The organism is Streptomyces sp. NPDC006174 (assembly GCF_040614075.1).
Lineage (GTDB): Bacteria > Actinomycetota > Actinomycetes > Streptomycetales > Streptomycetaceae > Streptomyces.
Map to the genome: position 1 here is coordinate 630773 of NZ_JBEXTJ010000001.1, position 26112 is coordinate 656884.

26 protein-coding genes are annotated in these 26112 nt (G+C 71.3%); 9 read left to right on the top strand and 17 right to left on the bottom strand.

What is annotated here, in order from left to right; all coding sequences use genetic code 11:
- Nucleotides 1-137: 137 nt before the first annotated feature.
- Nucleotides 138-533 (bottom strand): superoxide dismutase, Ni, encoded by a 396-nt coding sequence (gene sodN / locus ABZ267_RS02905; RefSeq protein ID WP_164614990.1) that lies wholly within the window; start codon nucleotides 531-533, stop codon nucleotides 138-140.
- A 177-nt stretch (nucleotides 534-710) separates the two neighbouring features.
- Between sodN and sodX the strand changes: the two genes are divergently transcribed.
- A complete protein-coding gene (gene sodX, locus ABZ267_RS02910; RefSeq protein ID WP_356747889.1) occupies nucleotides 711-1151 on the top strand; it encodes a nickel-type superoxide dismutase maturation protease in 441 nt (146 codons plus the stop codon).
- Here the strand turns inward: sodX and ABZ267_RS02915 are convergent.
- Nucleotides 1064-1684 carry a CGNR zinc finger domain-containing protein gene (locus ABZ267_RS02915; RefSeq protein WP_356747890.1) on the bottom strand — a complete coding sequence of 207 codons (621 nt, stop codon included), beginning with the start codon at nucleotides 1682-1684 and terminating at the stop codon, nucleotides 1064-1066. The genes sodX and ABZ267_RS02915 overlap by 88 nt on opposite strands.
- Before the next feature lie 88 nt (nucleotides 1685-1772).
- Between ABZ267_RS02915 and ABZ267_RS02920 the strand changes: the two genes are divergently transcribed.
- Complete coding sequence (locus tag ABZ267_RS02920; protein ID WP_356747892.1) at nucleotides 1773-2534, top strand: class I SAM-dependent methyltransferase; 762 nt, start codon at nucleotides 1773-1775, stop codon at nucleotides 2532-2534.
- Between the two features lie 70 nt (nucleotides 2535-2604).
- Here ABZ267_RS02920 and ABZ267_RS02925 read toward each other — a convergent pair whose 3' ends face one another.
- The 3 genes from ABZ267_RS02925 to ABZ267_RS02935 are packed head-to-tail and all read right to left on the bottom strand — an operon-like array spanning nucleotide 2605 to nucleotide 5325.
- Nucleotides 2605-3369: an amino acid ABC transporter ATP-binding protein gene (locus tag ABZ267_RS02925; RefSeq protein WP_018509991.1), complete on the bottom strand. Its 765-nt coding sequence runs from the start codon at nucleotides 3367-3369 to the stop codon at nucleotides 2605-2607.
- On the bottom strand, nucleotides 3366-4334 hold the full coding sequence (locus ABZ267_RS02930) for an amino acid ABC transporter permease (RefSeq protein ID WP_356747894.1): 969 nt from the start codon (nucleotides 4332-4334) through the stop codon (nucleotides 3366-3368). The genes ABZ267_RS02925 and ABZ267_RS02930 overlap by 4 nt, the downstream gene beginning before the upstream one ends.
- 28 nt (nucleotides 4335-4362) lie before the next feature.
- Complete coding sequence (locus ABZ267_RS02935; protein ID WP_356747896.1) at nucleotides 4363-5325, bottom strand: ABC transporter substrate-binding protein; 963 nt, start codon at nucleotides 5323-5325, stop codon at nucleotides 4363-4365.
- Between the two features lie 527 nt (nucleotides 5326-5852).
- Here ABZ267_RS02935 and ABZ267_RS02940 point away from each other — a divergent pair.
- From ABZ267_RS02940 to ABZ267_RS02965, 6 genes are all read left to right on the top strand, one after another.
- Nucleotides 5853-7094, top strand: coding sequence for an NADP-dependent malic enzyme (locus ABZ267_RS02940; RefSeq protein ID WP_356747898.1), 1242 nt, complete (start codon nucleotides 5853-5855; stop codon nucleotides 7092-7094).
- 250 nt (nucleotides 7095-7344) lie between these two features.
- A complete protein-coding gene (locus tag ABZ267_RS02945) occupies nucleotides 7345-8313 on the top strand; it encodes a zinc-binding dehydrogenase (protein WP_356747899.1) in 969 nt (322 codons plus the stop codon).
- A 65-nt stretch (nucleotides 8314-8378) separates the two neighbouring features.
- Nucleotides 8379-9827: a cellulase family glycosylhydrolase gene (locus ABZ267_RS02950; protein ID WP_356747901.1), complete on the top strand. Its 1449-nt coding sequence runs from the start codon at nucleotides 8379-8381 to the stop codon at nucleotides 9825-9827.
- The gene (locus ABZ267_RS02955; protein WP_356747903.1) at nucleotides 9805-10344 is read left to right on the top strand and encodes a GNAT family N-acetyltransferase; all 540 of its coding nucleotides are present in this window, start codon (nucleotides 9805-9807) and stop codon (nucleotides 10342-10344) included. Before ABZ267_RS02950 ends, ABZ267_RS02955 begins: the two co-directional genes overlap by 23 nt.
- A gap of 31 nt (nucleotides 10345-10375) precedes the next feature.
- Entirely contained in the window at nucleotides 10376-10585 is a 210-nt protein-coding gene (locus ABZ267_RS02960; protein WP_006127526.1) for a sigma factor-like helix-turn-helix DNA-binding protein, read from the top strand.
- Nucleotides 10585-11166: a Clp protease N-terminal domain-containing protein gene (locus ABZ267_RS02965; RefSeq protein WP_356747905.1), complete on the top strand. Its 582-nt coding sequence runs from the start codon at nucleotides 10585-10587 to the stop codon at nucleotides 11164-11166. The genes ABZ267_RS02960 and ABZ267_RS02965 overlap by 1 nt, the downstream gene beginning before the upstream one ends.
- A 93-nt stretch (nucleotides 11167-11259) precedes the next feature.
- Here ABZ267_RS02965 and ABZ267_RS02970 read toward each other — a convergent pair whose 3' ends face one another.
- Both ABZ267_RS02970 and ABZ267_RS02975 read right to left on the bottom strand, forming a co-directional pair.
- Entirely contained in the window at nucleotides 11260-12297 is a 1038-nt protein-coding gene (locus ABZ267_RS02970) for a helix-turn-helix transcriptional regulator (protein ID WP_356747907.1), read from the bottom strand.
- A 1-nt stretch (nucleotide 12298) separates the two neighbouring features.
- Nucleotides 12299-13168 (bottom strand): hypothetical protein, encoded by an 870-nt coding sequence (locus tag ABZ267_RS02975; protein ID WP_356747909.1) that lies wholly within the window; start codon nucleotides 13166-13168, stop codon nucleotides 12299-12301.
- Nucleotides 13169-13320: 152 nt separating this feature from the next.
- Between ABZ267_RS02975 and ABZ267_RS02980 the strand changes: the two genes are divergently transcribed.
- On the top strand, nucleotides 13321-14148 hold the full coding sequence (locus ABZ267_RS02980) for a hypothetical protein (RefSeq protein ID WP_356747911.1): 828 nt from the start codon (nucleotides 13321-13323) through the stop codon (nucleotides 14146-14148).
- Between the two features lie 38 nt (nucleotides 14149-14186).
- Here ABZ267_RS02980 and ABZ267_RS02985 read toward each other — a convergent pair whose 3' ends face one another.
- The 10 genes from ABZ267_RS02985 to ABZ267_RS03030 all read right to left on the bottom strand — a co-directional run bounded on the left by ABZ267_RS02985 (nucleotide 14187) and on the right by ABZ267_RS03030 (nucleotide 25913).
- The gene (locus tag ABZ267_RS02985; protein WP_003966321.1) at nucleotides 14187-14372 is read right to left on the bottom strand and encodes a DUF6104 family protein; all 186 of its coding nucleotides are present in this window, start codon (nucleotides 14370-14372) and stop codon (nucleotides 14187-14189) included.
- A gap of 101 nt (nucleotides 14373-14473) precedes the next feature.
- A complete protein-coding gene (locus ABZ267_RS02990) occupies nucleotides 14474-18349 on the bottom strand; it encodes a multifunctional oxoglutarate decarboxylase/oxoglutarate dehydrogenase thiamine pyrophosphate-binding subunit/dihydrolipoyllysine-residue succinyltransferase subunit (protein WP_356747913.1) in 3876 nt (1291 codons plus the stop codon).
- Nucleotides 18350-18644: 295 nt separating this feature from the next.
- Nucleotides 18645-19721, bottom strand: coding sequence for a HAMP domain-containing sensor histidine kinase (locus ABZ267_RS02995; protein WP_356747915.1), 1077 nt, complete (start codon nucleotides 19719-19721; stop codon nucleotides 18645-18647).
- Nucleotides 19718-20455 (bottom strand): response regulator transcription factor, encoded by a 738-nt coding sequence (locus tag ABZ267_RS03000; protein WP_015611314.1) that lies wholly within the window; start codon nucleotides 20453-20455, stop codon nucleotides 19718-19720. The genes ABZ267_RS02995 and ABZ267_RS03000 overlap by 4 nt, the downstream gene beginning before the upstream one ends.
- A 246-nt stretch (nucleotides 20456-20701) precedes the next feature.
- Nucleotides 20702-21409 (bottom strand): spermidine synthase, encoded by a 708-nt coding sequence (locus tag ABZ267_RS03005; protein ID WP_356747917.1) that lies wholly within the window; start codon nucleotides 21407-21409, stop codon nucleotides 20702-20704.
- A gap of 128 nt (nucleotides 21410-21537) precedes the next feature.
- Nucleotides 21538-22155: a hypothetical protein gene (locus ABZ267_RS03010; protein WP_356747919.1), complete on the bottom strand. Its 618-nt coding sequence runs from the start codon at nucleotides 22153-22155 to the stop codon at nucleotides 21538-21540.
- The gene (locus ABZ267_RS03015; RefSeq protein WP_356747921.1) at nucleotides 22152-23471 is read right to left on the bottom strand and encodes a hypothetical protein; all 1320 of its coding nucleotides are present in this window, start codon (nucleotides 23469-23471) and stop codon (nucleotides 22152-22154) included. Before ABZ267_RS03015 ends, ABZ267_RS03010 begins: the two co-directional genes overlap by 4 nt.
- A complete protein-coding gene (locus ABZ267_RS03020; RefSeq protein WP_356747923.1) occupies nucleotides 23468-24235 on the bottom strand; it encodes an ATP-binding cassette domain-containing protein in 768 nt (255 codons plus the stop codon). The genes ABZ267_RS03015 and ABZ267_RS03020 overlap by 4 nt, the downstream gene beginning before the upstream one ends.
- Nucleotides 24232-25311, bottom strand: coding sequence for a zf-HC2 domain-containing protein (locus ABZ267_RS03025; RefSeq protein WP_356747925.1), 1080 nt, complete (start codon nucleotides 25309-25311; stop codon nucleotides 24232-24234). The genes ABZ267_RS03020 and ABZ267_RS03025 overlap by 4 nt, the downstream gene beginning before the upstream one ends.
- Complete coding sequence (locus tag ABZ267_RS03030; protein ID WP_356747927.1) at nucleotides 25308-25913, bottom strand: RNA polymerase sigma factor; 606 nt, start codon at nucleotides 25911-25913, stop codon at nucleotides 25308-25310. The genes ABZ267_RS03025 and ABZ267_RS03030 overlap by 4 nt, the downstream gene beginning before the upstream one ends.
- Between the last annotated feature and the right edge of the window lie 199 nt (nucleotides 25914-26112).

Consider the following 26112-nt stretch of genomic DNA (forward strand, 5'->3'; position numbering starts at 1 on the left):
CCCCTAAACGCCTGCCCCGGCGCCACCCACCCCACCCGGTCCGCCAGGGCCGCCGTTGCCGGCGCCCTGCGGCCGGGGTGCGGTCGTGCGGGCCGTCCGGGCGCGCGCTAGCGCGCGCCCGGACGGCCCGGGGAAGATCAAGCCTTCTTGGTCTCCCAGAAGATCCGGTCGACCTCGGCGATCAGGTCCAGAGCCTTCTGGCCCGTCTTCGGGTCGTTCGAGCCCTTGGCCGCGGAGAGCGCCTTCAGGGTGTCGTTGATCAGCTGGTGCAGCTCCGGGAACTTCTCGAAGTGCGGGGGCTTGAAGTAGTCGCTCCAGAGCACCGACACGTGGTGCTTCGCGAGCTCGGCGCGCTGTTCCTTGATCAGGATGGCGCGGGTGCGGAAGTCCGCGTCCTCGTTGGCCTGGTACTTCTCCTGGACGGCCTTGACCGACTCGGCCTCGATACGGGCCTGGGCCGGGTCGTAGACGCCGCAGGGCAGGTCGCAGTGGGCGCTGACCTTCACCTTGGGGGCAAACAGGCGGGAAAGCATGGAGCTGTCCTCCTCGTGATCGTCTTCTCAGGTGGGACATTACTCCGTGGAGCGCCGCTTTCCGTGGCTGCCCCTAGGGCTTAGGTCAAAAGTCCGGGGCGGGATTCGGGCCGTCGGCCGAATGTACGGAGCGGTACGCGGCACGGTGTGCCGGAGGAGGACCGGGAGGTGGCCGGGATGCCGGAGTGGGGACGGGTGTCCGGAGGCGGACGGGCCGGGCGGCGGCGGTCGTTGCGGGTGGTGGAGGTGACGGGGCCTTCGATGGTGCCCACGCTCTACCACGGGGACCTGCTGCTGGTGCGGTACGGGGCGCCGGTGCGCCCCGGTGACGTGGTGATCCTGCGTCACCCCTTCCAGCAGGACCTGCTGGTGGTGAAGCGGGCGGTCGAACGGCGGCCCGGCGGCTGGTGGGTGCGCGGCGACAACACGTTCGCGGGCGGCGACAGCACGGATTACGGGGTCGTGCCCGAGGGGCTCGTACTGGCCCGGGTCCGAGCCCGCTACCGGCCTCCGGCGAGCACGCCGAAGGGTCAGCGCTCGGTGACCGGGCTGCTCGGCTGGGCGGTCTCGGCGCTCAGGCCCGTCCGGTCCGACTCCGCGCGCTTGCGGGCCCGGTAGGCGGCCACGTTGGCGCGGGTCGCGCAGCGGTCCGAGCAGTAGCGCCGGGACCGGTTGGTCGAGGTGTCCAGGTAGGCGTTGCGGCACGGCGCCGCCTCGCAGAGGCCGAGCCGGTCCACGCCGTGCGAGGTCAGGTGGAAGGCGAGGCCCATCGCCGCGATCGCGGCGTATCCGGCGGTCGCGTTCGACGGGTGGTCGGCCAGGTGCATGTGCCAGTCCGGCCGGCCGTCCTCGTCCCGGGTGTCGTGTCCGGAGATCTGCGGGCTCACCGGGAACTCCAGCAGCAGCGAGTTGAGCAGGTCCACCGCGAGCGTCTCGTCGCCGCCGTCGGCCGCCTCGAAGACCGCGCGCAGCCGGCCCCGTACGGAACGGAAGCGGGTCACGTCCGCCTCCGCCGTCCGCCGCGCCGCCTGCTGGTTGGCGCCGAACAGCTCCCGTACCGCCTCGACCGAGGTGAGGGCGTCCTTGTTGCGGGCCGGCTCCTCGGTGTTGACCAGGCGCACGGCGTAGTCCGAGTAATAGGCCAGTTCCACTTGTAGTCCTTACTGGGTCGGTCTAGGGTCGGGGTGTCGGTCAGTGTAATGGGTGGCCGACGTTCATGAGGCTTACTTGGAGGTTGGCGTGACGGAGACGGGGACGAGCACCGACTGGCAGTCCTGGCAGGCGAGCTGGGACCGGCAGCAGGAGTGGTACATGCCCGACCGCGAGGAGCGGTTCCGGGTGATGCTGGACATGGTCGAGGCGGTCGCCGGTCCCGCGCCCCGGGTCCTGGACCTCGCGTGCGGTACGGGAAGTATTACGGACCGGCTCCTCAAGCGGTTCCCGGACGCCACCAGCACCGGCGTCGACCTCGACCCCGCGCTCCTGGCCATAGCCCGCGGCACCTTCGACGGCGACGACCGGGTCACCTTCCACACCGCCGACCTCAAGGACCCGGAGTGGACGGCCCGGCTGCCCCACACCTCGTACGACGCCGTCCTCACCGCCACCGCCCTGCACTGGTTCCACAGCGAGCCGCTGGCCGTGCTGTACGGGCAGCTCGGCAAGCTCGTCCGGGACGGCGGCCTCTTCATGAACGCCGACCGCACCATCGACCCCGACACCCCGCGCATCAACGCCGCCGAACGCGCCCACCGGCACGCCGCCATGGACCGCGCCAAGGCCGCCGGCGCGCTGGACTGGGCCGAGTGGTGGGCGCTCGCAGCCAAGGACCCGGTCCTCGCCGGACCCACCGCCGAACGGTTCGCGATCTACGGCGAGCACGCGGACGGCGACATGCCTTCCGCCGCCTGGCACACCCGCACCCTGCTCGCCTCCGGCTTCGGAGAGGCCCGCGCGGTCTGGTCCTCGCCTTCGGACAGCCTGATCCTCGCCGTGAAGTAGGCGGCGCCGCGGAATGCGGAAGAGGGCGGTACGGACGTCGTGTCCGTACCGCCCTCTCCCGTGGAGCGAGCTACAGCACCTTCGACAGGAACGACTTCGTCCGGTCCTGCTGCGGGTTGCCCAGCACGTCGCGCGGGTGGCCCGACTCGACCACCACGCCGTCGTCCATGAAGACCAGCGCGTCACCGACCTCGCGGGCGAAGCCCATCTCGTGGGTGACGACGATCATCGTCATGCCGTCCTCGGCCAGACCGCGCATGACGTCCAGGACGTCGCCGACCAGCTCCGGGTCGAGCGCGGAGGTCGGCTCGTCGAAGAGCATCAGCTTCGGCTCCATCGCCAGCGCGCGGGCGATGGCGACGCGCTGCTGCTGACCGCCGGAGAGCTGGGTCGGGTAGTTCTTCGCCTTGTCGGCGAGGCCCACCCGGTCCAGCAGCTTCTCGGCGCGGGCCCGGGCCACGGCCTTGGCCTCGCCCTTCACCTGGATCGGCGCCTCCATGACGTTCTCGAGCGCCGTCATGTGCGGGAACAGGTTGAAGCGCTGGAAGACCATGCCGATCTCGCGGCGCTGGAGGGCGACCTCGCTGTCCTTGAGCTCGTAGAGCTTGTCGCCCTTTTGCCGGTAGCCGACCAGCTCGCCGTCGACCGAGAGCCGGCCGGCGTTGATCTGCTCCAGGTGGTTGATGCACCGCAGGAAGGTGGACTTGCCGGAGCCGGACGGGCCGATCAGGCAGAACACCTCACGCGGGGCGACCTCCAGGTCGATGCCCTTGAGGATGTGGGCGGCGCCGAAGGACTTGTGGACGCCCTCGGCCTTCACCATGGGGGTGGTCATGCGGAGACACCTCCGGAGGGCCGGTTGCTGAAGGAGGCGAGGTTCACCTTGATGCGCTGCAGCGGCGTGAGCGGCAGCGAGCGCAGCGAGCCGCGGGCGTAGCGGCGCTCCAGGTAGTACTGGCCGACGCTGAACACGCTGGTCATCACGATGTACCAGATGGACGCGACGAACAGCATCTCCATCACGGCGTACGACGTGGAGCCGATCTGCGAGGTGGAACGGAGCAGCTCGTTGTAGGTGACCGCGTAGACCAGGGAGGAGGTCTTCAGCATGTTGATGAACTCGTTGCCGGTCGGCGGGATGATCACCCGCAGCGCCTGCGGCAGGACCACGCGGCGCATGGTCTTCGCCTGGGTCATGCCGAGCGCGTGCGACGCCTCCGTCTGGCCCTCGTCGACCGACTGGATGCCGGCGCGGCAGATCTCCGCCATGTAGGCGGCCTCGTTCAGCGCGAGTCCCAGCAGGGCGCACATGAACGGGGTCATGACGTCCGTCATCTCGTCCTTGTAGATGAACGGGATGTTCAGGACCGGGAAGATCAGCGCCAGGTTGAACCAGAGCAGCAGCTGTACGTAGACCGGGGTGCCGCGGAAGAACCAGATGTACAGCCAGGCCACCCAGCTGGTGACCGGGTTCTTCGAGAGCCGCATCACAGCCAGGATCACACCGAGGATCACGCCGAGCACCATGGCCAGGACGCTGATCAGCAGCGTGCGGCCGGCTCCGGCGACGACGTTCTTGTCGAACAGCTTGTCGCCGACGGCCTGCCACTGGATGTTGCCCTGCGAGAAGGCGTATCCGAGGGCCACGAGGAGGCCGATGACCACGATGCCGCTGATCCAGCGGCCGATGTGGCGGACCGGGATGGCCTTGATGTTCTCCGGGGCCGTGGTGGCGGCCTTGGAGACGGACACCTGGCCGGCCGGTGAGCCGGGGGGTGTCTTGTCGAACTTGTCAGTCATGGTGACTGCCCTTCGGTGAAGCGTCCGGTCACTTGCCGCCGTTGATGGCGGCCTTGTCGATCGCTCCCGTGCCGGCGCCCCACTTGTCGAGCACCTTCTGGTACGAACCGTCGGCGATGATCGCGTCGACGGCCTCCTTCAGGGCGTCCCGCAGCCCCGTGTTGTCCTTCTTGACGGCGATGCCGAACGGGCCGGCGTCGATCTGCTCGCCGACGACCTCGAAGGCGTTGCCGCCGTCGGCCTTGCGGGCCAGGTCGACCGCGACCGGGTAGTCGTTGACACCGGCGACCGAACCGCCGGACTTCACGCGGGTCTGCGCCTCGGTGTCGTTCTCGAACGACTCGATCTTGATGGCCTTCTGGCCGCCGTCCGTACATGCCTTGGACTGCTTCTTGAGGGCTTCCTCGTACGTGGTGCCGCGCTGGACGGCCGCGGGCTTCCCGCACAGGTCCTCGATGGACTTGATGTTCTGCGGGTTGCCCTTCTTCGTGTACACGGCGGTGCCGGCCAGGAAGTAGTCGACGAAGTCGACGCCCTCGCCCAGCTTCTTGCCGGAGTCGTCCAGGCCCTCCTGGCGCTGCTTGTTGTCCGTGATGGACGACATGGCGATGTCGTGACGGCCGGAGTTGAGGGCGGTGATCAGCCCGTCGAAGGAGCCGGAGGTGAACTCGAACTTCACACCCAGCTGCTTGCCGAGAGCGGCGGCGATGTCGGGGTCGACGCCCACGATCTTGCCGTTCTCGACGGACTCCATCGGGGCGTACTCGGCGTTCGTGCCGACCTTGATGACACCCGACTTCTGGTACTTCTCCGGCAGCTTGGAGAAGAGCGGGGCGCCGGCCTTGGTGGCCGTGGCGTCGCCGCCCTCCGAGGAGGCGCTCTCGGTCTGGTCGCCGCAGGCGGTGAGCAGCAGGGTGCCGGCGACCGCGATGGCGCCGACCGCCGCAATCCGGGACTTCGCGGTCTTGCGACGCATGATACTTGCGGTCATGTCGGGATCCTCCGGCAGGTGAAGGGTGAGGGTGCTTTCGGAGAGGCTTGGCACGCACCTTCGAGTGTCGTCACCTCGTTTGATGACGGCATCCTGCCATTTGGACTGACCCATTCAGGGGCCCAGCCATGTCAAAATCGGATAACGGGCGACCCCCGAACTCGCGTGGCCGGTACCTCGGGGCCGGACCATCTGTCGCGAACCCTTCTCGTGGCCGGAGAATCTTCGGTGCGTCTCTCCCGCCGGGCGGCATTTATGCCGGTTTGCCGACTTGTCCAGATATTCGACTATGAGTCACGTCACCGCATCGGAATGGACTCGTGCGGGACCGGGTCGGTCCGGTAAGAAAGACGTTTACACCCCTCATCCGGGGCTCAGGGCGCGTGTGCGGCGCGCCCGCGCGTACGTACCTCTCCCTGCCGGGGCGGGCCAACCGCCTGGTGCAGGGCACGGACGCGGTGCCCGCCCACCCCTCCTCAACCAGGAGTGGCCACCCTCAAACGATGAAGACTTAAGGGGTCAACACCATGGCAGCGGAGATCGTCAATCCTCGCAGCGACAGCACTACCGACAGTGGCATCCAGCGCACGAGCGCAGCGGACACCGGGGCCGACGAGCCCTTCGATCCGGCCTTCGCCCTCCACCGGGGAGGAAAGATGGCCGTGCAGTCCACCGTTCCGATCCGGGACAAGGACGACCTTTCCCTGGCGTACACGCCGGGTGTGGCGAAGGTCTGCAGCGCCATCGCCGACAATCCCGAGCTCGTCCACGACTACACCTGGAAGTCCCAGGTCGTGGCCGTCGTGACGGACGGCACCGCCGTGCTCGGCCTCGGTGACATCGGGCCCGAGGCGTCCCTCCCGGTGATGGAGGGCAAAGCCATCCTCTTCAAGCAGTTCGGCGGCGTCGACGCGGTGCCGATCGCACTCGCGACGACCGACGCCGACGAGATCGTCGACACCGTCGTCCGGCTGGCCCCCTCCTTCGGCGGGGTCAACCTGGAGGACATCTCGGCGCCGCGGTGCTTCGAGATCGAGCGCAAGCTCCAGGAGCGGCTCGACATCCCGGTCTTCCACGACGACCAGCACGGCACCGCCGTCGTCACGCTCGCCGCTCTGCGCAACGCCGCCAAGCTCTCCGGGCGCACGCTCGGCGATCTGCGCGGCGTGATCTCCGGCGCGGGCGCGGCGGGTGTGGCCATCGCGAAGTTCCTGCTGGAGGCCGGTATCGGCGATGTCGCCGTCGCCGACCGCAAGGGCATCGTCAGCCGGGACCGGGACGACCTGACGGACGTCAAGCGCGAGCTGGCCGAGCTGACCAACCGCGCCGGGATCTCCGGTTCGCTGGAGAAGGCGCTCGCCGGTGCGGACGTCTTCATCGGTGTCTCCGGCGGTACGGTGCCGGAGGCGGCGGTGGCGTCGATGGCGCCCGGTGCGTACGTCTTCGCCATGGCCAACCCGAATCCGGAGGTCCACCCGGAGATCGCGCACAAGTACGCGGCCGTGGTGGCGACCGGGCGGTCCGACTTCCCGAACCAGATCAACAACGTGCTGGCGTTCCCGGGGATCTTCGCGGGCGCGCTGCAGGTGCGGGCGTCGCGGATCACGGAGGGCATGAAGATCGCCGCGGCGAACGCGCTGGCCGATGTGGTCGGCGATGAGCTGGCGGCGGATTACGTGATCCCGTCGCCGTTCGACGAGCGGGTCGCGCCTGCGGTCACGGCGGCCGTGGCCGCGGCGGCGCGTGCGGAGGGTGTGGCTCGGCGCTAACCTCGCGTTGAGCGGTGGGCGGGGCCTGTATCGGACGGGCCCCGCCCCCTTTTTTTGCTCGGCCGGCGTTTGAGGCGCGGCCATTTCCAGCCCGCAGGGGCTTGGTGGTGCGGGCCTCCGCTGGTCGATCGCCGGAGGGGCTTGATTGTTCGGGCCTCCGGCTCCTCGATCGCCGGAGCGGCTGGAATGTTGGCGTGCGTCACACGCGGAGGCGCTTACGTGGGCGGCCCGCCGCGCCTATCGTCAAGCCATGTTCGCCGCCTACGCAGCCCGCATCGATCCCGACCAGCCCCTCAACGGCCTCGAGCTGGGCGAACGCCCGGCGCCGGAAAAGCGCTCCGGGTGGAGCACCGTCACCGTCCGGGCCGCCTCGCTCAACCATCACGACCTCTGGTCGCTGCGGGGCGTGGGCCTTTCGCAGGACCGGCTTCCCATGATCCTCGGCTGTGACGCCGCCGGCATCGACGAAGACGGTAACGAGGTCGTGCTGCACTCCGTGATCGGCCAGTCCGGCCACGGCGTCGGGCCCGAGGAGCCGCGCTCCATCCTCACCGAGCGCTACCAGGGCACCTTCGCCGAGCAGGTCGCCGTCCCCACCTGGAACGTGCTGCCCAAGCCCAAGGAGCTCTCCTTCGAGGAGGCCGCCTGTCTGCCGACCGCCTGGCTCACCGCGTACCGGATGCTCTTCACCAACGCCGGTGTGCGGCCCGGCGACTCGGTGCTCGTCCAGGGTGCGGGCGGCGGGGTCGCCACGGCCGCGATCGTGCTCGGGAAGGCCGCCGGGCTCCGGGTCTTCGCCACCAGCCGCGACGAGAGCCGGCGGAAGCGCGCGGTGGAGCTCGGCGCACTGGAGGCGTACGAGCCCGGCGCGCGGCTCCCGCAGCGGGTGGACGCCGTCATCGAGACCGTCGGCGCCGCCACCTGGTCCCACTCCGTGAAGTCGCTCCGCCCGGGCGGCACCCTCGTGATCTCCGGGGCCACCAGCGGCGACCGGCCCTCGCACGCCGAGCTGACCCGGATCTTCTTCCTGGAGCTCAAGGTCGTCGGCTCCACGATGGGCTCCAAGGACGAGCTGGAGGACCTGCTGGCGTTCTGTGCGACCACCGGCGTACGGCCGGTCATCGACGAGGTGCTGCCGCTGGACCGGGCCCGCGAAGGGTTCCAGCGGCTGGCCGACGGCGAGCAGTTCGGAAAGATCGTGCTCCGGCCGACGGAGTAGTCCCAACGAATTCGTCACCGCACCATACTTGAACAAGTGTCAGCTTTGCTGATGGGATGCCGCCCATGCGTATGGGCAGAGCACTCATAGCAGTTGTCGTCGCGTCCGTCCTGGCGGCGGGAGCCCTCGCTCCCGCCGCCTCGGCGCACCCCGCATCCCCTCAGGCCGCCGACCCGTCGACGTACGAACGTTCCATCCCGCCCCTGACCGACAGCGGGGGCCGCACCCTCACCCTGCGCGGCTGGAACGTCGAGGACAAGGCGAACCGTGGCGAGGCCGCGCTGAGCGCCATCACCGAGCGGCACTTCCGCGACCTGCGCGCCAACGGGTTCAACTTCGCCCGGCTGCTGGTCTTCTGGGACGACCTGGAGCCCCGGCGCGGTCAGTACAGCGAGCGCTACCTCCGGAAGATCGAACGCATCCTGGACTGGGCGCACCGGCACCGCATCCATGTCCTCATCGACGCCCACCAGGACGTCTTCGGGCCCGCCTTCGGCCATCGCGGCATTCCGGAATGGGCCACCAGGACCGACGGGCTGCCATTCACGCCGAACCCCGACGACTGGTTCTCCGAGTACTTCCAGCCCGCCGTCCAGCGGGCCTTCACCCACCTCTACGAGGACCCCGACCTGCGACGCGCCCAGGACGCCATGTGGCAGGTCCTGGCGGAACGGTTCCGCGACCACCCGGCCGTCATCGGCTACGACCTGATCAACGAGCCGATGGGCGAGCTGCGCGACGGCGAGGACCTGGCGACCGCCGCCCGCCGCATCGAGGCCCAGCACCTCACGCCGATGTACAACCGCCTCGCCCGTGCCATCCGGGCCGAGGACCGCTCCACCTGGCTCTTCGTCGAGCCGACCCCGATCGTCGGCGAAGGCGTGCCCACCGGCCTCGGCCGGATCCACGACAGCCGGACCGTCTACGCACCGCACTTCTACAACACCGCCATGGAGGCCGGCGCGGACTACGACCCGGCGGCCGGCTGGATCGAGGCGTACGAGGCCGCCGTCACCGCCTATCCGGTCCGCCACCGGATGCCGGTGGTCGTCGGCGAATGGGGTCCGCTCAACAACTCCCTCCCCAGCATGGGCCGTTTCTACCGCGAGGCCGTCGCCTCTCTCAGCCGCTACAGCTCCGGCTGGGCCGGATACGTCTGGTGCTACGGCGGCGGCTACTGCGCGGTCGACGAGCGCGGCCGCTTCCGTACGAACAAGGAGCAGACGGCGACTCCGTACGCACCCGCCGTCGCGGGCGCGGTCCGCTCCGACGCGTACGAGGCTGCCACCCGCTCCTACCGGCTCGCCTACCGTGCGGCCGCCCGTCCCGGGATCACGGAGCTGGCCCTGCCGCCGTCCACCCGTGGCTGGCGCGTCTCCGTGACCGGACGGGCCGCCCATGTCCTCGGCAAGGCGCCGTACGGGGGCCGCCTGGCCGTGGTGGCGTGGCCCGGGGCGGAGGTGGTGGTGACCGTGCGGGAGGCTGGCCCGCATGGACGAACTGACCGCCCCTGAAGGGTTCCTGCTGCGCCCCTGGCTCCCCGCCGACGCCTCCGCCGTACTCCGCGCCTTCGCCCCGGCCGAGATGGACCGCCAGAGCGACCGGCCCGTCGCCGACCGGGCCGGTGCGCTGGCCTGGATCGCGGACCGTACGCGGGAGCGGGGAGCCAGGACCGGCTACTCCTGGGCCGTCGTGGGCGAGGAGGGCCAGGCGGTCGGTTGTGTGGCCGTCCGGGCCGTCAACCGGGTCCATGGCACGGGCTGGATCTCCTACTGGACCGCCGAGGCGGCGCGCGGCCGTGGCGTCGCGCCCGCCGGAGTGCGTGCGGTGGCGCGGTGGGCGTTCGGCGAACTCGGCCTCTACCGGCTGGAGCTGGGCCACCGCACCGACAATCCGGCCTCCTGCCGGGTCGCCGTACGGTCCGGCTTCGCGGCCGAAGGGATCGAGCGGGCCAAGCTGCGCTACGGCGGCCTGCGGTACGACGTCGAGCGGCATGCCCGGCTCGCGGACGATGATGTCAACTTTGATTGACGATTCTGCAATGTCAATGTAGGTTGACGTCATGACCGAAGCAACGGATCTGGCCGCACGTGCCGGTGACCGCGACCCGCGCGTCGGGCTGCGGGCGGTGGCCGCGCTGCGGCGGCTGCTGGAGCAGCTCGAAGCCGTACAGGTACGCAGTGCCCGCGTCCAGGGATGGTCGTGGCAGGAGATCGCCGCCGAGCTGGGTGTCAGCCGGCAGGCCGTGCACAAGAAGTACGGGAGGCGCTGATGTTCGAACGCTTCACTCAAGGAGCACGCGTGACCGTAAAGGGAGCCGTGGCGCAGGCGGAGCGCGTCGGCGCCGGATCGGTCACCGAGGAACACCTGCTGCTCGCGCTGCTGGAACGCGAAGGCAGCCGCGCCTCCTTCGCCCTCGCCACCCTCGGGCTGAGCGACCGCCGCGCCTCCCTCGACACCGCCTTCGCCGAGGCCCGCCGCCGAGGCGGGCTCACCAAGGCCGACACCGAGGCCCTCGCCGGGCTCGGCATCGACGTCGGCGCCATCGTGGACCGGGTCGAAGGAGCTCACGGCGAAGGCGCTCTCGCCGCCGACCGGCGCAGCCGCCGGTGGTGGTCATCGGGACACCGGCCGTTCACTCCGGGCGCGAAGAGCATCCTGGAGAAGTCGCTCCGGGTCGCCTTGGGACGCGGCGACCGGTTCATCGGCGAGGAACACCTGCTCCTGGCCCTCACGGCGACCCCCGGAACCGTCGCCGACGTCCTCGCCGAACACGGCGCGACGTACGCGACCGTGCACCGAGCGCTGTACGGGCCCGAGGCCGACGGCCAGGGACACGCCGAGGCGGGGTGAGGTACGCGGAGGCGGGTGCGGACGCGGACGAGGGCGTACGGGTGCGGGTGCCTGCAACAAGGCACCCGCACCCGCACCAGCCCCCGCCGCTCCTCAGCTCTCCTCGTCCTCCGGCCTCAACAGCGCCTCGATCCGCGCCGCCGCCGCGCCCAGGTGGCCGCGGGCCTCGGCCAGCTGGTCCTCCGTGACCCCGTGGTCGCGGGCGGTGTCCCGGACCGTGTCGCGGAACCGGTCCAGCAGGCGGTCCAGGTCGCGCGCCGGGTCGTCCGTGACCGGGACGTCCTCGCCCCAGCCGGAGTCGTGGACGGTCTCCGGCGCTCCGGCCGCCTCGGCGGGCCCGGTGGCCTCGGATCCGGCGGCCCACGGCTTGCCGAACGAGGACCAGCCGCCGGTGCGGGCGAAGCCGCCGAGCTGTCCGGTGATCTCGGCCAGCCCATCCCGTACGCCGGCGGGCCAGTCGCCGCGGGCGAAGTGCTCCTGCACCTGGCGGGCGGCGTTCTGCATCTGCTCGCGCGCCCTGTCCTGCGCCTCCTTGGCCTGGCGGCGGGCCTGCTGGGCCTCCTCGCGGGCGCGCCGCGACTCGTCCTTCGCTCGGCGCGCCTGCTCCTGCCATTCCTTCTTGACCCGGCTCATGTCCTCCTTCGCCGCGCGCCACGCCTTGCTGTCCGCGAGGTCGCCCAGGTTGCCGAGGTCTCCGAAGTCGCCGAGGTCCCCGAAGGGAGAGGACTGCTTGCGCTGGTCCGTACGCGACTCCGTGGCGGCCGCCCGCATGTCGCTGCGGAGCCGGCCGGCCGCGCCGCGCACGTCGTCGCGGATCTCGGCGGCCAGCTCGGCCAGCGAGTCGCGGATCTCCAGTTCCAGGTCGGCCAGTTCGCCGCTGCGGCCCGCCAGCTCGGCGCGTCCGGCGTCGGTGATCGAGTAGACCTTGCGGCCGCCCTCGGTGGCGTGGGTGACCAGGCCTTCGGCCTCCAGCTTGGCGAGCCGCGGATAGACGGTGCCGGCGGAGGGCGCGTACAGGCCCTGGAAGCGCTCCTCCAGCAGGCGGATCACCTCGTAGCCGTGGCGTGGGGCCTCGTCCAGGAGCTTGAGCAGATACAGGCGCAGTCGGCCGTGCGCGAAAACGGGGGCCATGTCAGAGAACCTTTCCGGTCGGCTCGGCACCGTGCGTGTCGTCCTCGGCCGGCGGCCTGCGGAGCAGGGCGATCGAACCGGACACGGTCGTCGCCTTCAAGGTCCCCGTGCCGGCGCCGAGCGTGCCGGTGATCTTCTTCGCGCCCCACTGCCCGCCGACCCGCAGGTCCTCGAAGGCGTTGGAGACGGCTCCGCTCGCGGTGTTGGCCTCGACCTTGGCGTCCGCCGGATGCGGCAGCCGGATCGCGATCTCGCCGGAGACCGTGGTCAGCCGGATGTCGGTGGGCCGGTCCGAAGCCGCGCCCGAAGGGTCGACGTCCAGCACCATGTCACCGCTGATCGACTCGGCCCGGACCGAGGCGCCGGCCCCGTCCACCACCGTCAGATCGCCGGCCACCGAGTGGAAGCGCAGGTCCCCGGTGACGCGTTGCGCCTCCAGGCTGCCCGAGACGGAGTCTCCGCGGACCGCGCCGGTCAGCCCGACCAGCGCGATGTCGCCGGTGATGCCGCGTACGTCGGTACGGCCGCTGATCCCGGAGACCACGGCCCCGGCGCCGACCACACCGACCTCCACCGAGGCGGCGGCGGGCACGGTGAGCGAGACGACCGCGCTGCGGCGGCGCCCGTTGGGGTCGAGCCAGCGCAGCAGGTCCTGCCACGGCAGATCCTCGTACGCCACCGTCAGCCGGCCGCCCTCGTACGTCACCAGGAGCGGCGGCCCCTCGATGGCGGAGACCTCCAGCCGCGCGCCCGGCTCATCGGTCCCGACCACGTTGACCGTGCCGCCGACGACCCGTACGTGGAGCGAGGTCACCGGGTCGTCGAAGGTGAGCTTCTGCGGCTCGGCGACGGTCCGCTTCGACACAGCCATGGATAGGACCTCTCGGAGAAGATGGCGACGCAACATATCGCGTCTCGTAAAGAACACGATATATCGCGGATGAGGGAAGTCAAGCGCCATACAGAGGAGCGCGATGGGGTCAAACGCCAACAGAGTCGGGCAAATTGCCCTAGCGTGTGCATATGAACGCGACATCGACGGGGGCGCTCCTGATGTGCCGCGCCGACCCCGAGACCGTACGGCCGCTCGCCCACCTGCTGCGCGAGCAGATGCTGCTGACGCGCGCGGGCGAGGAGTGGAGCGTCCTCGTACCGGAAGGGAAGCCCTGGCGCGGAACCGGTCCGTCCGGCGGCGATCCCGAGCCGGTCGACCGGGTCGTCGGCGGCTGGGCCGGCGCTCTGGCCGTCGGCTCCAGCTGGCCGGTGCTGGCCCTGTGGTGGGACGGCGACCGGGCCGGATACACGCTCGCCGCCGGATTCCGCCGTCCCGTCGGCTACGTCTGGCTGGCCGACGGTACGCCGGTGGGCGAGGACGAGGCGATGCGTACGTTCGCGGCCCGGCTCGGCCTCGATCCCGTACTCGACCTCCAGGCGCTGGAGGAGCTGACCCGGCCCGACCCGGAGTCGGACGCCGAGGCCCGGCTGCGCGGCCTGCTCGCGGTCCTGAGCCGCACGGGACTCACTCTGCCGACCGGACTCGGCCCGGGCGAGAGCGCCGACCGGCTGCGCAGTGTGGCGGCGGTGCAGCGCGGAGTGGAGCGCGTCGAGTGGGCCGGATGGCGTGATGCCGTACGGGTCGAACTCGACGCGGTGGAGAGCAGCAGCCTCGGCCCGTGGGTGCGCGGCCCGCGCGCCCGTGCCATCGCCGCCGCCCAGCTCGCGGCCGGGCTCCCGATCCTGCTGTGGGGCGCGCACCGGCGCAGCGGAGGATGGGCGGCCGCCGGGGCCGTACTCCTGGCACAGGGCGCGCTGGGGCTCGCGTACCACCGGGCCAGGGCGGGCGCCTCCTGAGCGGCTCGCGGGTCAGGGCCTGATCAGAACGACAGGCCCTACGCGTCCTCGTCGTCCTCGTCGTCCAGCCGGGCCAGCCAGGTGGCGAGGCGCTCGACCGGCACCTCGAAGTCGGGGTTGAGATCGACGAACGTACGCAGCTGCTCGGCGAGCCACTCGAAGGTGACCTCCTCCTCGCCGCGCCGCTTCTCCAGTTCCTCGATGCCACGGTCCGTGAAGTACATGCGAAAAGGATAGCGAGGCGCCGCAGGGCTCGGACACGCCGGAGACCCGGCTCCGCGACAAGCGCGGAACCGGGTCTCCCGGGTGTTCAGCCGTGCGGTCCTCAGGCCTCGAAGACCTCGTTGACCAGCTGCGTCTGCTCGGCCTGGTGACGCTTGGCCGAGCCGACCGCCGGGGACGAGCCGTGCGGCCGCGAGATGCGGCGCAGGCGCTCGCCGTGCGGCACGTCCGCGCCGACGGCCAGGTCCAGGTGGTCGATCAGGTTGAGCGCGATGAACGGCCACGCACCCTGGTTGGCCGGCTCCTCCTGGGCCCAGAGGTACTTCTCGGCGTTCGGGTACTTGGCGATCTCGGCCTGGATCTCCGCACCCGGCAGCGGGTACAGGCGCTCGAGGCGGATGATCGCGGTCTCCGTGTCGCCGCGCTTCTCGCGTTCGGCGTCCAGGTCGTAGTAGAGCTTGCCCGCGCAGAAGACGACCTTACGGACGTTCTCCGCCTTGACGCTGTCGTCGCCGATCACCGGACGGAAGCCGCCGACGGTGAACTCCTCGATCTTCGACGCCGCGGCCTTCAGACGCAGCATCGACTTCGGCGTGAAGACGATCAGCGGCTTGTGGTGCGGGTTGTGCACCTGCCAGCGCAGCAGGTGGAAGTAGTTCGACGGCAGGGTCGGCATCGCGACCGTCATGTTGTCCTGCGCGCACATCTGGAGGAAGCGCTCCGGGCGAGCGGAGCTGTGGTCCGGGCCCTGGCCCTCGTAGCCGTGCGGCAGCAGCAGCGTGACGCCGGAGGTCTGGCCCCACTTCTGCTCGGCCGAGGAGATGAACTCGTCCACGACGGTCTGCGCGCCGTTGACGAAGTCACCGAACTGGGCCTCCCAGATGACCAGCGACTCCGGGCGGGCCAGCGAGTAGCCGTACTCGAAGCCCATCGCCGCGTACTCGCTGAGGAGCGAGTCGTAGACGTTGTACCGGGCCTGCTCCTCGGTGAGGTACAGCAGCGGCGTGTAGTCCTCGCCGGTGACCTGGTCCACCAGCACCGCGTGGCGCTGGCCGAACGTGCCGCGGCGGGTGTCCTGGCCGGCGAGCCGGACCGGAGTGCCCTCCATCAGCAGCGAACCGATGGCCAGGGTCTCGCCCATGCCCCAGTCGATCGTGCCGTTCTCCACCGAGCCCGCGCGACGCTGCATCTGCGGCATCAGACGGGGGTGGACGGTGATCGACTCGGGGATGTTGACCTGGGACTCGGCGATCCGCTTCACGACCTCGGCGGAGACCGCGGTCTCCACGGTGACCGGGAAGGCGGCCTGCGGCTCCTGGATGTGCGGAGCGGCCGGCTGCGAGGTGGCCTCGCGGACCTCGGCGAAGACCTTCTCCAGCTGACCCTGGAAGTCCTGGAGCGCCTGCTCCGCCTCTTCCAGCGTGATGTCGCCGCGACCGATCAGGGACTCGGTGTAGAGCTTGCGCACCGAGCGCTTCTTGTCGATCAGCGTGTACATCTGCGGGTTGGTGAACTCCGGGTTGTCGCCCTCGTTGTGACCGCGACGGCGGTAGCAGATGAGGTCGATCACGACGTCCTTGTTGAACGCCTGCCGGAACTCGAAGGCGAGCCGCGCGACGCGGACCACGGCCTCCGGGTCGTCACCGTTGACGTGGATGATCGGCGCCTCGATCATGCGCGCCACGTCGGTGGCGTACATCGAGGAGCGCGAGGACTCCGGGGCGGCGGTGAAGCCGACCTGGTTGTTGATCACCACGTGCACGGTGCCGCCGGTGCGGTAGCCGCGCAGCTGCGACATGTTGAGCGTCTCGGCGACGACGCCCTGGCCCGCGAAGGCCGCGTCGCCGTGGAGCGCGACCGGCAGGACCGTGAAGTCCGTGCCGCCCTTGTTGATGATGTCCTGCTTGGCGCGGGCGATGCCCTCCAGGACCGGGTCGACCGCCTCCAGGTGCGAGGGGTTGGCGGCCAGCGAGACCTTGATCTGCTCGCCGTCCAGACCGGTGAACGTGCCCTCGGCGCCCAGGTGGTACTTGACGTCGCCGGAGCCGTGCATCGAGCGAGGGTCCAGGTTGCCCTCGAACTCGCGGAAGATCTGCGCGTACGACTTGCCGACGATGTTCGCCAGCACGTTCAGCCGGCCGCGGTGGGCCATCCCGATGACGACCTCGTCGAGGCGGGCCTCGGCGGCGGAGTCGAGAACCGCGTCGAGCAGCGGGATGACGGACTCGCCGCCCTCCAGCGAGAACCGCTTCTGACCGACGTATTTCGTCTGCAGGAACGTCTCGAACGCCTCGGCCGCGTTCAGCCGGCGCAGGATGCGCAGCTGCTCCTCGCGTTCGGGCTGCTGGGCGCGGGGCCGCTCGACCCGGTCCTGGAGCCACTTGCGCTGCTTCGGGTCCTGGATGTGCATGAACTCGATGCCGGTGGTGCGGCAGTACGACTCACGCAGCACGCCGAGGATGTCGCGGAGCTTCATCATCGACTTGCCGGCGAACCCACCGACCGCGAAGTCCCGCTCCAGGTCCCACAGGGTGAGGCCGTGCTCGGTGATGTCGAGGTCGGGGTGCTTGCGCTGGCGGTACTCCAGCGGGTCGGTGTCGGCCATGACGTGGCCGCGGACCCGGTAGGAGTGGATCAGCTCGAAGACCCGCGCGGCCTTCGTCACGTCGTTGTCGTGCGACGCGTCGATGTCCGTGAGCCAGCGGACCGGCTCGTACGGGATGCGCAGGGCCTTGAAGATCTCGTCGTAGAAGTCGTTCTGGCCGAGCAGCAGCTGGCTCAGGACCCGCAGGAACTCGCCGGAGGCCGCGCCCTGGATGACCCGGTGGTCGTAGGTCGACGTGAGCGTCATGACCTTCGAGATGCCGAGCTTGTTGAGCGTGTCCTGGGAGGTGCCCTGGAACTCCGCCGGGTAGTCCATCGCGCCGACGCCCATGATGAGGCCCTGTCCGGGCATCAGGCGGGGAACCGAGTGGACGGTGCCGATCCCGCCGGGGTTGGTCAGCGAGGCGGTGACGCCGGAGAAGTCGTCCATGCCGAGCTTGCCGATGCGGGCGCGCCGGACGATGTCCTCGTACGCCTGCCAGAACTCGAAGAAGTTGAGCGTCTCGGCCTTCTTGATGGCCGCGACGACCAGCTGGCGGTCGCCGTTCGGCTTCACCAGGTCGATGGCGAGGCCGAGGTTGACGTGCTCCGGCTTGACCAGGGTCGGCTTGCCGTCCTTCACCGCGAAGGAGTGGTTCATCGACGGCATGGCCTTGAGGGCCTGCACCATCGCGTACCCGATGAGGTGCGTGAAGGAGATCTTCCCGCCGCGGGCGCGCTTGAGGTGGTTGTTGATGACGATGCGGTTGTCGAAGAGCAGCTTCACCGGCACCGCGCGGACGGACGTGGCCGTCGGCAGCTCCAGCGAGGCGTTCATGTTCTTCGCGACAGCGGCGGAGGGGCCGCGCAGCGTCACGTACTCCGGGCCGGCCGGGGCCGCGGTGGACTCGTCCGCCTTGGTCTCTGCCTCGGCCTTCGCCTTGGCGGGAGCGGCGGCGGGCTTGGCGGCCGGCTTGGCCTCGGCGGGCTTCGCCGGGGCCGGAGCCGGGGCGGCCTTGGCCTCGGCCTTCGCCTCGGCGGGCTTCGCCTCCGTCTTCGCCTCGGCGGGCTTGGTGTCGGCCTGCTCGGCCTGCGCCGGGGCTGCCGGAGCAGCGGCGGCGGGCTTCGCCGGGGTGGCGGCGGCCGGGGCCTCGGTTGCCGCAGCCCCCGAGGCTGCGGCGTCGGGAGAGGGCTTGTCCGCCGTGCCGGAGGTGCCCGGCTTGTAGTCGGCGAAGAAGTCCCACCAGGCGCGATCGACCGAACTGGGATCCTGGAGGTACTGCTGGTAGATCTCGTCGACGAGCCATTCATTGGCGCCGAAAGCCGCGGCCGGGTTGGTGCCCGGGCTGGCTTGGTCGGTCGAGATGCTCGAGTTACTGGGGGACTGAGACGACACGGCGGCAACCGCCCTCTTCCGCTTCACAAGGTGATGGACAGCGGAAATCAAGGCTACGCCCCCCAAACCGTTCCTTGCAGACCGGGCCGGTGCTTCGTCGTGCACATCACATCGCAACGCGGGTTTCGGCGCAGGAAATGGCGGGAAACAAGCGAGGTTCCACTGCACTTCGGGTACGCAGGACCGTGGATACGGTCCCAAGACCGTATCCCGTGGAGATCCTCTGCAGGATCCCCTTCCCTCAGGACGCGGATGAACACGCCCTTCCGCTTCGAACCCTATGTCAACCGCATCGTCAACCGCGTCGCTCGGCCAGCCCCGGAAGTGTGACCTGGATGTGGCAGCCCCGAGCGGATTCGGCCACACCGATCCGGCCGCCGTGCAGATCCACCGCCCAGCGGGCGATCGCCAAGCCCAGTCCCGTACCGCCGTCGCTGCCGGGACCGTGCGGTGAGGGCGCCTGGCCCCGGTTGAACCGCTCGAAGACCCGGTGGCGCTCCGCCTCCGGGATGCCCGGGCCCTCGTCGACGACCTCCAGCTCCAGCGACTCCGGGTACGCACCGCGCCGCGCCAGGACCGTCACGCGGCCGTGCGGCGGACTGTGCTTGACCGCGTTGTCGATGAGATTGGCCACCACCTGGTGCAGCCGCTCGGCGTCCGCGTGCGCGGTGAGCTCCGGCGGCGAGACGTCCAGATGCAGATGGACATCCGTACGGGAGTGGTTGCCCGATCCCGACGAGAGGTGCCGCTGTGACGCGGCGAGATTGGCTTCTTTCAGTACGCCCGAAAGATACGGCCAGACCTCGAAACGGCGTGCCTTGAGCGCCACCACGCCGTTGTCCAGCCGGGACAGGTCCAGCAGCGTCTCCACCAGCCGGCCGAGCCGCTCCGTCTGTTTCAGCGCCGTACGCATCGTCTCGGGATCGGCGGCCGAGACCCCGTCCACCACGTTCTCCAGTACGGCCCGCAGCGCCGCGATCGGCGTGCGCAGCTCGTGCGACACATTGGCGACCAGCTCTTTCCGGTGCCGGTCCTCCGCCTCCAGATCGTCCGCCATGCGGTTGATCGTCTGCGCGAGGTCGCCCAGCTCGTCCCGCCGCCCGGCGCCGCTCACCCGGCGCGTGTAGTCGCCGTGCGAGATCGACCGGGCCACCGCTCTCATCTCGTCCAGCGGCGCGGTCAGACCGTGCGCCACGAACTGCGTGATCAGCAGCGTCGCGATCACCGAGAACACGGTGATGAACTGGAACTCGGTCCGGGTCCGCAGAGCCACGATCAGCAGCCCGGTGGTGATGAACACCGAGACCACGACCAGCGTGCCGAGCTTGGCCTTGATGGAGAAGGGCCGCATCCCCGACCCTGGCCGGGTCATGGGGCCGGGGTCTCCAGGGCGTAACCGACGCCGTGCACCGTACGGATCCGCTCGGCGCCGATCTTGCGGCGCAGCGCCTTGATGTGGCTGTCGACCGTACGGGTGCCCGAGGCGTCCGCCCAGTCCCAGACCTCGGCCAGCAGCTGCTCACGCGAGAGGACGGCGCGCGGAGTGTTGGCCAGGCAGACCAGCAGGTCGAACTCGGTCGGCGTCAGATGGACGTCCTCGGCCCGCACCCGCACCCGGCGCTGCGCGTGGTCGATCTCCAGCTCGCCGAGGCGCAGTATGCCGCTGCGCGGTGTGACGGCGGCCAGCGCGGCCCGCTCCACCCGCCGCAGCAGGACGTGCACCCGGGCGGCCAGCTCCCGCATGGAGAACGGCTTGGTCATGTAGTCGTCGGCGCCGACCCCGAGCCCGACCAGCATGTCGGTCTCGTCGTCGCGCGCGGTGAGCATCAGCACCGGCACCGGGCGCTGCGCCTGCACCCGGCGGCAGACCTCCAGGCCGTCGAAGCCCGGAAGCATGATGTCGAGCACCATCAGATCGGGCTGCCAGGCCTCGGCCGCGTCCACGGCCGCGGGCCCGTCCAGCGCGGTCTGCACCAGAAAGCCCTCCGCCCGCAGCCGGGCGGCAATGGCATCGACGATCGTGGCGTCGTCCTCGACCACCAGCACCCGGCGCTGAGCCCCTGGGGTGGCCGCGACGCCGTTGTGGGTGGTGTGTGTCTGTTCCATCGCCCCGCCCCTGCCCGTTCTCGCCGGGGCCAACCCCTGCGAGGCACGGTCTTCGCTCGTGGATTTCGTGGGTGATCCCTATGTGCCGGTCAGCAGCGTAAAGGCAGCGGAGGGCTCCCGGCTACGCAGGGTGTTGTCCCGAGGCTGCGAGACCGGGCCGGACGGAGCGGCGGATCGTCGGCCTTGTGAAGGTTGCCCCGTCTCCCGCCGGACCCGTACCTACCGCCAGGGGGCTTCGCGGCCCCTTCAGAGACTCCGCGACGCGAGATGGACCACGTCCGGCACACCTCGGGCAACAGCCACCTCTTCGGTCCGAACCCCGCTGAACCCGGCATTCCGCAATGCCTCCTCGAAGGCCGGAGACGGCTGCGCGGACCAGACGGCGAGCACACCGCCCGGGGTCAGCCGGCCATGGCAGCGGGCCAGCCCGGCGGGGGAGTAGAGGCTGCCGTTGTCCTCCGTGACGGTCCAGTCGGGCCCGTTGTCGATGTCCAGGCAGAGCGCGTCGTAACGCTCCGTGGCGGTACGGAGGTGGGCCACCAGATCCGCTTGGAGCACCTCGGTCCGCGGATCGGCCAGCGCCGCCCCGGAGATCCGCCCCAGCGGCCCCCGCCGGTGCCAGTCGACGATCGCCTGCTCCCGCTCCACCACCACGATCCGCCGCCACCGCGCCTCCTCGGCGGCCCGCACCAGCGAAAACCCCACGCCGAGCCCACCGATCAGCACGGAGGGCCCGGTCCGCCCGACGGGCAGCGCGCCCAGAGCGGCGTCGACCAGCAGCCGCTCGGAGCGCCCGTCGGAGGTGTCCATCAGGAAGCACCCGTTGGCGATGATCTCGAAGTGCTCCCCGCGCTCCCGCAGAACGACCTCGCCGTAGGGGCCTTCGCGGCGGTCGAGAGTGGTGGGAGCGGGCGGAATCATGGCGCAGGTGTAGGTCTGGGTGTCGGGCTCCATGGGGCGGATCTTAGGAGAGCGGCAGCCCCCGGCCCAGCGGTTTCGATCTTCACGGCGTCCGCTCGCGACCGTCACGTACGCCATGGAGGGCCGGTTACGGCTCCGGTACTCCGGTACTCCGGTGACGGTCAGCGGCCCGGGTGCGCGCCGCGCAGCGCCAGGAGCGCGGCCCCCGCCACGTACGCCGTCCCGGCCACCGCCCAGGCCGCCGCCTCGGGCCCCGGCTGCATCGGCCAGGCCCAGTACGCGGCCGCTCCGCCCGGTGTCCGCGGCGCCGCCAGATAGACCGCGCCTCCGTACGCCGTCATCGGCAGCCAGCTCGCCCGCGCTCCCAGAACCACGGCCGCCGCCGCCGTCACCCCGGTCGCGCCCACCACGTTGCGCACCATCGCCGGCGCGCCGAACTGCTCCGGATGGCCGGGCACGGCCAGCGCCAGCGCCCCGGCCGTGAGCGCGGTGAGGGCCAGCAGGTACACCAGCCGCCGGGGCCACCAGCGGCGCACGGCCGTCCGGTCCAGCTCCCCGGTGTGCGAGAGGAACCCGGTGCCGATCGCGGCGGCGGCAAGGAGCGGGGCCAGCGCGAGGACCGGGACGCGGGCCGTGTGGTCGAACTGCGGCCGGCCCTGCAGCCAGTCGGCCGCCCACGCGGCGAGCACGGCGATGGCCGCCAGCGCGGCCAGGGTCGCCGGGAGGGCGCGGGAGCGCAGATAGAGGACGGGCAGCGTCGTGCGGACGGTCGTCGTCACAGCGTCGGCACCGCCTTCGGGTCGCAGCTGGTACGGGTGGCCAGATAGCGGCCGAGCCAGGCCCGCCGTTCGGCGTCGCCCATGGCCGTGAGCCGGGCCGGGTGGGGCGTGTCCAGGCCGGGGCCGTCCGTGGGCGCCAGCCACCGCGCCACGGCGTCATCCGTCTCCCACATGCGCTGGGTCGCGCTGTCCTCCGCCATGAGCACGGCCACGGGGCAGTCGCGTTGGGCGATGCGCCGGACCGTCTGGTGGGCGTAGTCGGCGGGATCGGGGAGCCTACCGCGCACCACGGTCCAGCCTCGGGTGTGGTGCGGCAGCAGGGAGGTGCCGGCCGGGGCCGGTCCGCCCTCGGGGGCGTGGACGTACCGCCGCGGAGCCCCCGGAACCCCGTCCAGGCGGGAGAGCGGACCGGCCAGCGCGTCGGACACCTGGGACAGCAGCGGGCCGTCGAGCCCGCTCACGCAGACCTGCGGCACCGACTCCGTACAGATCAGCCGTCGCGCCACCGGGTCCTCCCGGAACAGGCCGTCACCGCCGCTCACGATCGCCGGAGCGACGAGGGCGGCGGCCACCAGCGGGACGACCGCGAGGAAGCGGCGCCGGACGGCGTACGCGGTGACCAGAGCGACCACCGGAGCGCCGAGCCAGAGGACCATCACCGGCACGAACCACGCCACCGGCACCCGGTCGGACAGGTAGTACTGCTCGGCCGGGTTCAGGAAGCGGAGGCCGGATTCGGAGTACGAAGGGATGCCGAGAGTGAGGTAGGTGGCCGCCGCGAGCACCGGTGCGGCCAGCCGCCACCGCCACAGGCGTCCCACCACGAACCCGGTGAACACGGCACACACCAGGAACCAGGTGTCCAGGACGATCATGCCCACCGAGGGGCCGCCGGCCCCGGCGTACGGCCAGGTCGCGGCCAGTACTCCCACCACGGCCGCCAGGTGACCGACGACCGCCCACACCGCCACCGGCAGCGCCGCCATCACCAGTTGGGCAGGACGGCCGCGCGGCACCGAGAGCCAGAGAGCGGTGGTCCTCCGCCGGTGCTCACGTCCGCCCTGCCAGCACCCGGCGGCCGCCGCCGGCGGCCCGCCGATCAAGGTGGTCAGCGAATGCAGCAGCCCCTGCGTATCGCCCCAACCGCCCTGCCACTGGGCGGCCTTGCTGATCATCGGCACGGCGATGGTGAGGGCCATGGCGGGCGCGACCCAGGGAGCGATCCCGCGCCGCAGTTCGGCCCGGAACGCGGCACGCGCCGGATGGCGGACGCGGCGCGGAGTGACGGGCTCCGCCGGGGTCAGGGTGCCGGTCACGCCCTCACCGCCGTACGGTGTGCGCGCAGCGCTGCGGTGTAGCCGCGCTCGATCGGGTTGCCGCCGGGCCCGTCCGCCGCGTCGCCCAGCTCGATCAGTTCGGCGGTCGTGCCCCGGTAGGCGATCCGGCCCGCCTCGATCAGCGTCACATCGGTGCAGGCCGCGGCGACGTCCTCGACCAGATGCGTGGAGACGATCACCGTGGAGGTCCGGCCCAGCTCGCGCAGCAGGGACCGGAACTCGACGCGCTGCTCCGGGTCGAGACCGGCGGTCGGCTCGTCGAGCAGCAGGAGTGCGGGTTCGTTGACGATCGCCTGCGCGATGCCGACCCGCCGCACCATGCCGCCGGAGAGGGTCTTCACCTTGGCGTCGATCCGCTCGCCGAGCCCGACCCGCTCCACGGCCCGTTCCACCGCCGCCGCGACCGCCGCTCCGTCCATCTCCTTGAGCCACGCCACGTATCCGACGAACTCGCGGACCGTGAACCCCGGGTAGTAGCCGAACTCCTGCGGCAGATAGCCGAGCCGGCGCCGTACGGAGGCCCGCTCGCGGTGATCTCCTCCTCGGCCGACCTCGCTGCCGAGCAGCTCCACCTGCCCGGCGTCCGGGGCCGCGACGGTGGCCAGCACCCGGATGAGGGAGGTCTTGCCGGCACCGTTGGGCCCGAGCAGCCCGTGGACACCCGGGCGGAAGTCCAGGTCCACGGCGTCCAGAGCGGTCGTTCTGCGGTGCCGGACGGTCAGGCCGGCGACCTTGGCGCTCACGGTGTCTCCAGATGGTCGAAGGAACGGCGGCGGGCGGCGAGCAGCAGCGCGCACGCCACGGCCCCGGCGGCCCAGCCGCTCTGTACGGCGGGTCCGGCGAAGTACGGTGCGGCCCCCGCCATCAGCGCCGTACCGGCCGGTACGGCGGCGGCAGGAGCGACGACGAAGGCCAGCCAGGCCGCACCGACGGCAGCCGCCCCCCGGCGGCTGCCGACGAAACTGCCCAGCGCGAGCGCCGCGAGCGTCAGCGCCAGCCCCGGCAGCAGCCAGGCGGCCGCTCCCGGTCCGCCCGCCGAAGCCGGCAGCGCCGCCCCGGCGAGGGTCAGCGCCGGGACGCTCACCGCGAGGACGGCGGCGGCCCGGGTCAGCAGCAGCCGCAGCCCGCCGGCCGGGGTCGAGGCGGCGATCTCGTACAGCGGATCGACGTGCCGCCCGTAGGACAGCGCGACCCCGGCGAGCGGCAGCACCGGCGCCGTCACCAGCAGCAACGGCCGTACGGAGGCCCCGAGCCCGGCCCCGTACGACAGTGCGACGGCCCCGAGGACGACGACGCCGAGCGCCACCAGCCAGGCCCCGCGCAAGGCGGGCCCGGCCGCCCACAGAACCCGGGCGGCCCGTGACAGACGCGGAGGCACCCCCATGGCCCCCGCGCCTGTACCGGTGCTGATGGTGGTGTCGGCGTACACCGGTGGTTCCGCGCCCGCGTGTGCTCCCGGGCCACCGGCGTACGGGCTCGGGCCGGCGCTCACGCCTGCCTGCGGCCCTTCCGCGTACGCCGGTGACTCGGCGCCCGCGTGCGCTTTTGGCCCCTCGGCGTACGCCCAGGAGCCGGCGGCCCCGCGCGCCTCCGCCGCCGCCCGTTCCAGCACCACCGCCCGGATACCGGCCAGCACCGCCCCGGTCTCCGCCACCGCCCGGACCGCCGACGACACCACGGCCGCACAGTCCCCGCACGCCTCGACATGCTTCTCCAGGGACCAGGCTTCGCTCTCGGCAGCCGTACCGGCGGCGTAGCGCGCGGCCGGCTCCTCGCCCACGTGCCAGTCCGGGCCCGGCCCGGAACCCTCGCGCCTCATGCCGTACCTCCCAACGCGTCACCCTCGGGCGCCAGCCGTTCCAGCGCGGCCCGCAGCTCGCGCCGCGCCCGCATCGCGCGGGTCTTGACCGTGCCTTCGGGGATGCCGAGCAGCGCGGCCGCCTCCCTCGTCGACAGTCCGTCCACGACCGTGGCGCGCAGGACCTCGCGCAGCTCCGGCGAGATCCCGGCCAGCGCGGTGCCCACGTCCCCGTACTCCAGGCCCGCCAGCACCCGGTCCTCGGCGGAGGGTGCGACGGCCTCCGGCACCGGGCTCGGTGCCCGGCCGGCACGAGCACCGGCCCGCAAGGTGTCGACGAGCCGGCGCGAGGCGATCACCCACAGCCACCCGCCGACCTGCGCGCCCCGGTGCGAGGCGGCGGAGCGCCACACGGTCACGAAGGTGTCCTGGAGCACTTCGCGTACGGTCTCCGCGTCCGCGCACCGCCGGGCGAGCCGGGCGTGCAGCCACCCGGCATGCCGGTCGTAGAGCGCGCCCAGCGCCTCCGCGTCGCCGCGTGCCACGGCGCGCACCAACGCGTCGTCGCCTTCCGTCTCCGTACCGTCATCCCGGTCTCCCCCCGCAGGGCGCAACAGCCTCACACCCTCCCTATCGCCCGCCGGACCGTATCCGGTTCACCGGGCAGGAAGAGCGGTCCCGGGGAATAGCCGTTCCGTGCCGGACGCTCCCGTGGACAGAGGGCGCACCAGGCTTCCGGGCCGTGATCGCTCACAGCGAACAGCGCTCGGGGAACATTCGGCGGCTCACAAGCATTGAGTCCACATAGCTCAACTTGCCTGC

Coding starts and splice junctions, on each gene's coding strand:
- ABZ267_RS02950 (WP_356747901.1), top strand. CDS start 8,379: ATGCGTATGGGCAGAGCACTCATAGCAGTTGTCGTCGCGTCCGTCCTG.
- ABZ267_RS02970 (WP_356747907.1), bottom strand. CDS start 12,297: ATGGCCCCCGTTTTCGCGCACGGCCGACTGCGCCTGTATCTGCTCAAG.
- sodX (WP_356747889.1), top strand. CDS start 711: ATGCCGGAGTGGGGACGGGTGTCCGGAGGCGGACGGGCCGGGCGGCGG.
- ABZ267_RS02925 (WP_018509991.1), bottom strand. CDS start 3,369: ATGACCACCCCCATGGTGAAGGCCGAGGGCGTCCACAAGTCCTTCGGC.
- sodN (WP_164614990.1), bottom strand. CDS start 533: ATGCTTTCCCGCCTGTTTGCCCCCAAGGTGAAGGTCAGCGCCCACTGC.
- ABZ267_RS02985 (WP_003966321.1), bottom strand. CDS start 14,372: ATGTACTTCACGGACCGTGGCATCGAGGAACTGGAGAAGCGGCGCGGC.
- ABZ267_RS02940 (WP_356747898.1), top strand. CDS start 5,853: ATGGCAGCGGAGATCGTCAATCCTCGCAGCGACAGCACTACCGACAGT.
- ABZ267_RS03005 (WP_356747917.1), bottom strand. CDS start 21,409: ATGGAGCCCGACACCCAGACCTACACCTGCGCCATGATTCCGCCCGCT.
- ABZ267_RS02995 (WP_356747915.1), bottom strand. CDS start 19,721: ATGACCCGGCCAGGGTCGGGGATGCGGCCCTTCTCCATCAAGGCCAAG.
- ABZ267_RS02955 (WP_356747903.1), top strand. CDS start 9,805: ATGGACGAACTGACCGCCCCTGAAGGGTTCCTGCTGCGCCCCTGGCTC.
- ABZ267_RS02945 (WP_356747899.1), top strand. CDS start 7,345: ATGTTCGCCGCCTACGCAGCCCGCATCGATCCCGACCAGCCCCTCAAC.
- ABZ267_RS02930 (WP_356747894.1), bottom strand. CDS start 4,334: ATGACTGACAAGTTCGACAAGACACCCCCCGGCTCACCGGCCGGCCAG.
- ABZ267_RS02935 (WP_356747896.1), bottom strand. CDS start 5,325: ATGACCGCAAGTATCATGCGTCGCAAGACCGCGAAGTCCCGGATTGCG.
- ABZ267_RS02975 (WP_356747909.1), bottom strand. CDS start 13,168: ATGGCTGTGTCGAAGCGGACCGTCGCCGAGCCGCAGAAGCTCACCTTC.
- ABZ267_RS02965 (WP_356747905.1), top strand. CDS start 10,585: ATGTTCGAACGCTTCACTCAAGGAGCACGCGTGACCGTAAAGGGAGCC.
- ABZ267_RS03025 (WP_356747925.1), bottom strand. CDS start 25,311: ATGAGGCGCGAGGGTTCCGGGCCGGGCCCGGACTGGCACGTGGGCGAG.
- ABZ267_RS02960 (WP_006127526.1), top strand. CDS start 10,376: ATGACCGAAGCAACGGATCTGGCCGCACGTGCCGGTGACCGCGACCCG.
- ABZ267_RS03000 (WP_015611314.1), bottom strand. CDS start 20,455: ATGGAACAGACACACACCACCCACAACGGCGTCGCGGCCACCCCAGGG.
- ABZ267_RS02980 (WP_356747911.1), top strand. CDS start 13,321: ATGAACGCGACATCGACGGGGGCGCTCCTGATGTGCCGCGCCGACCCC.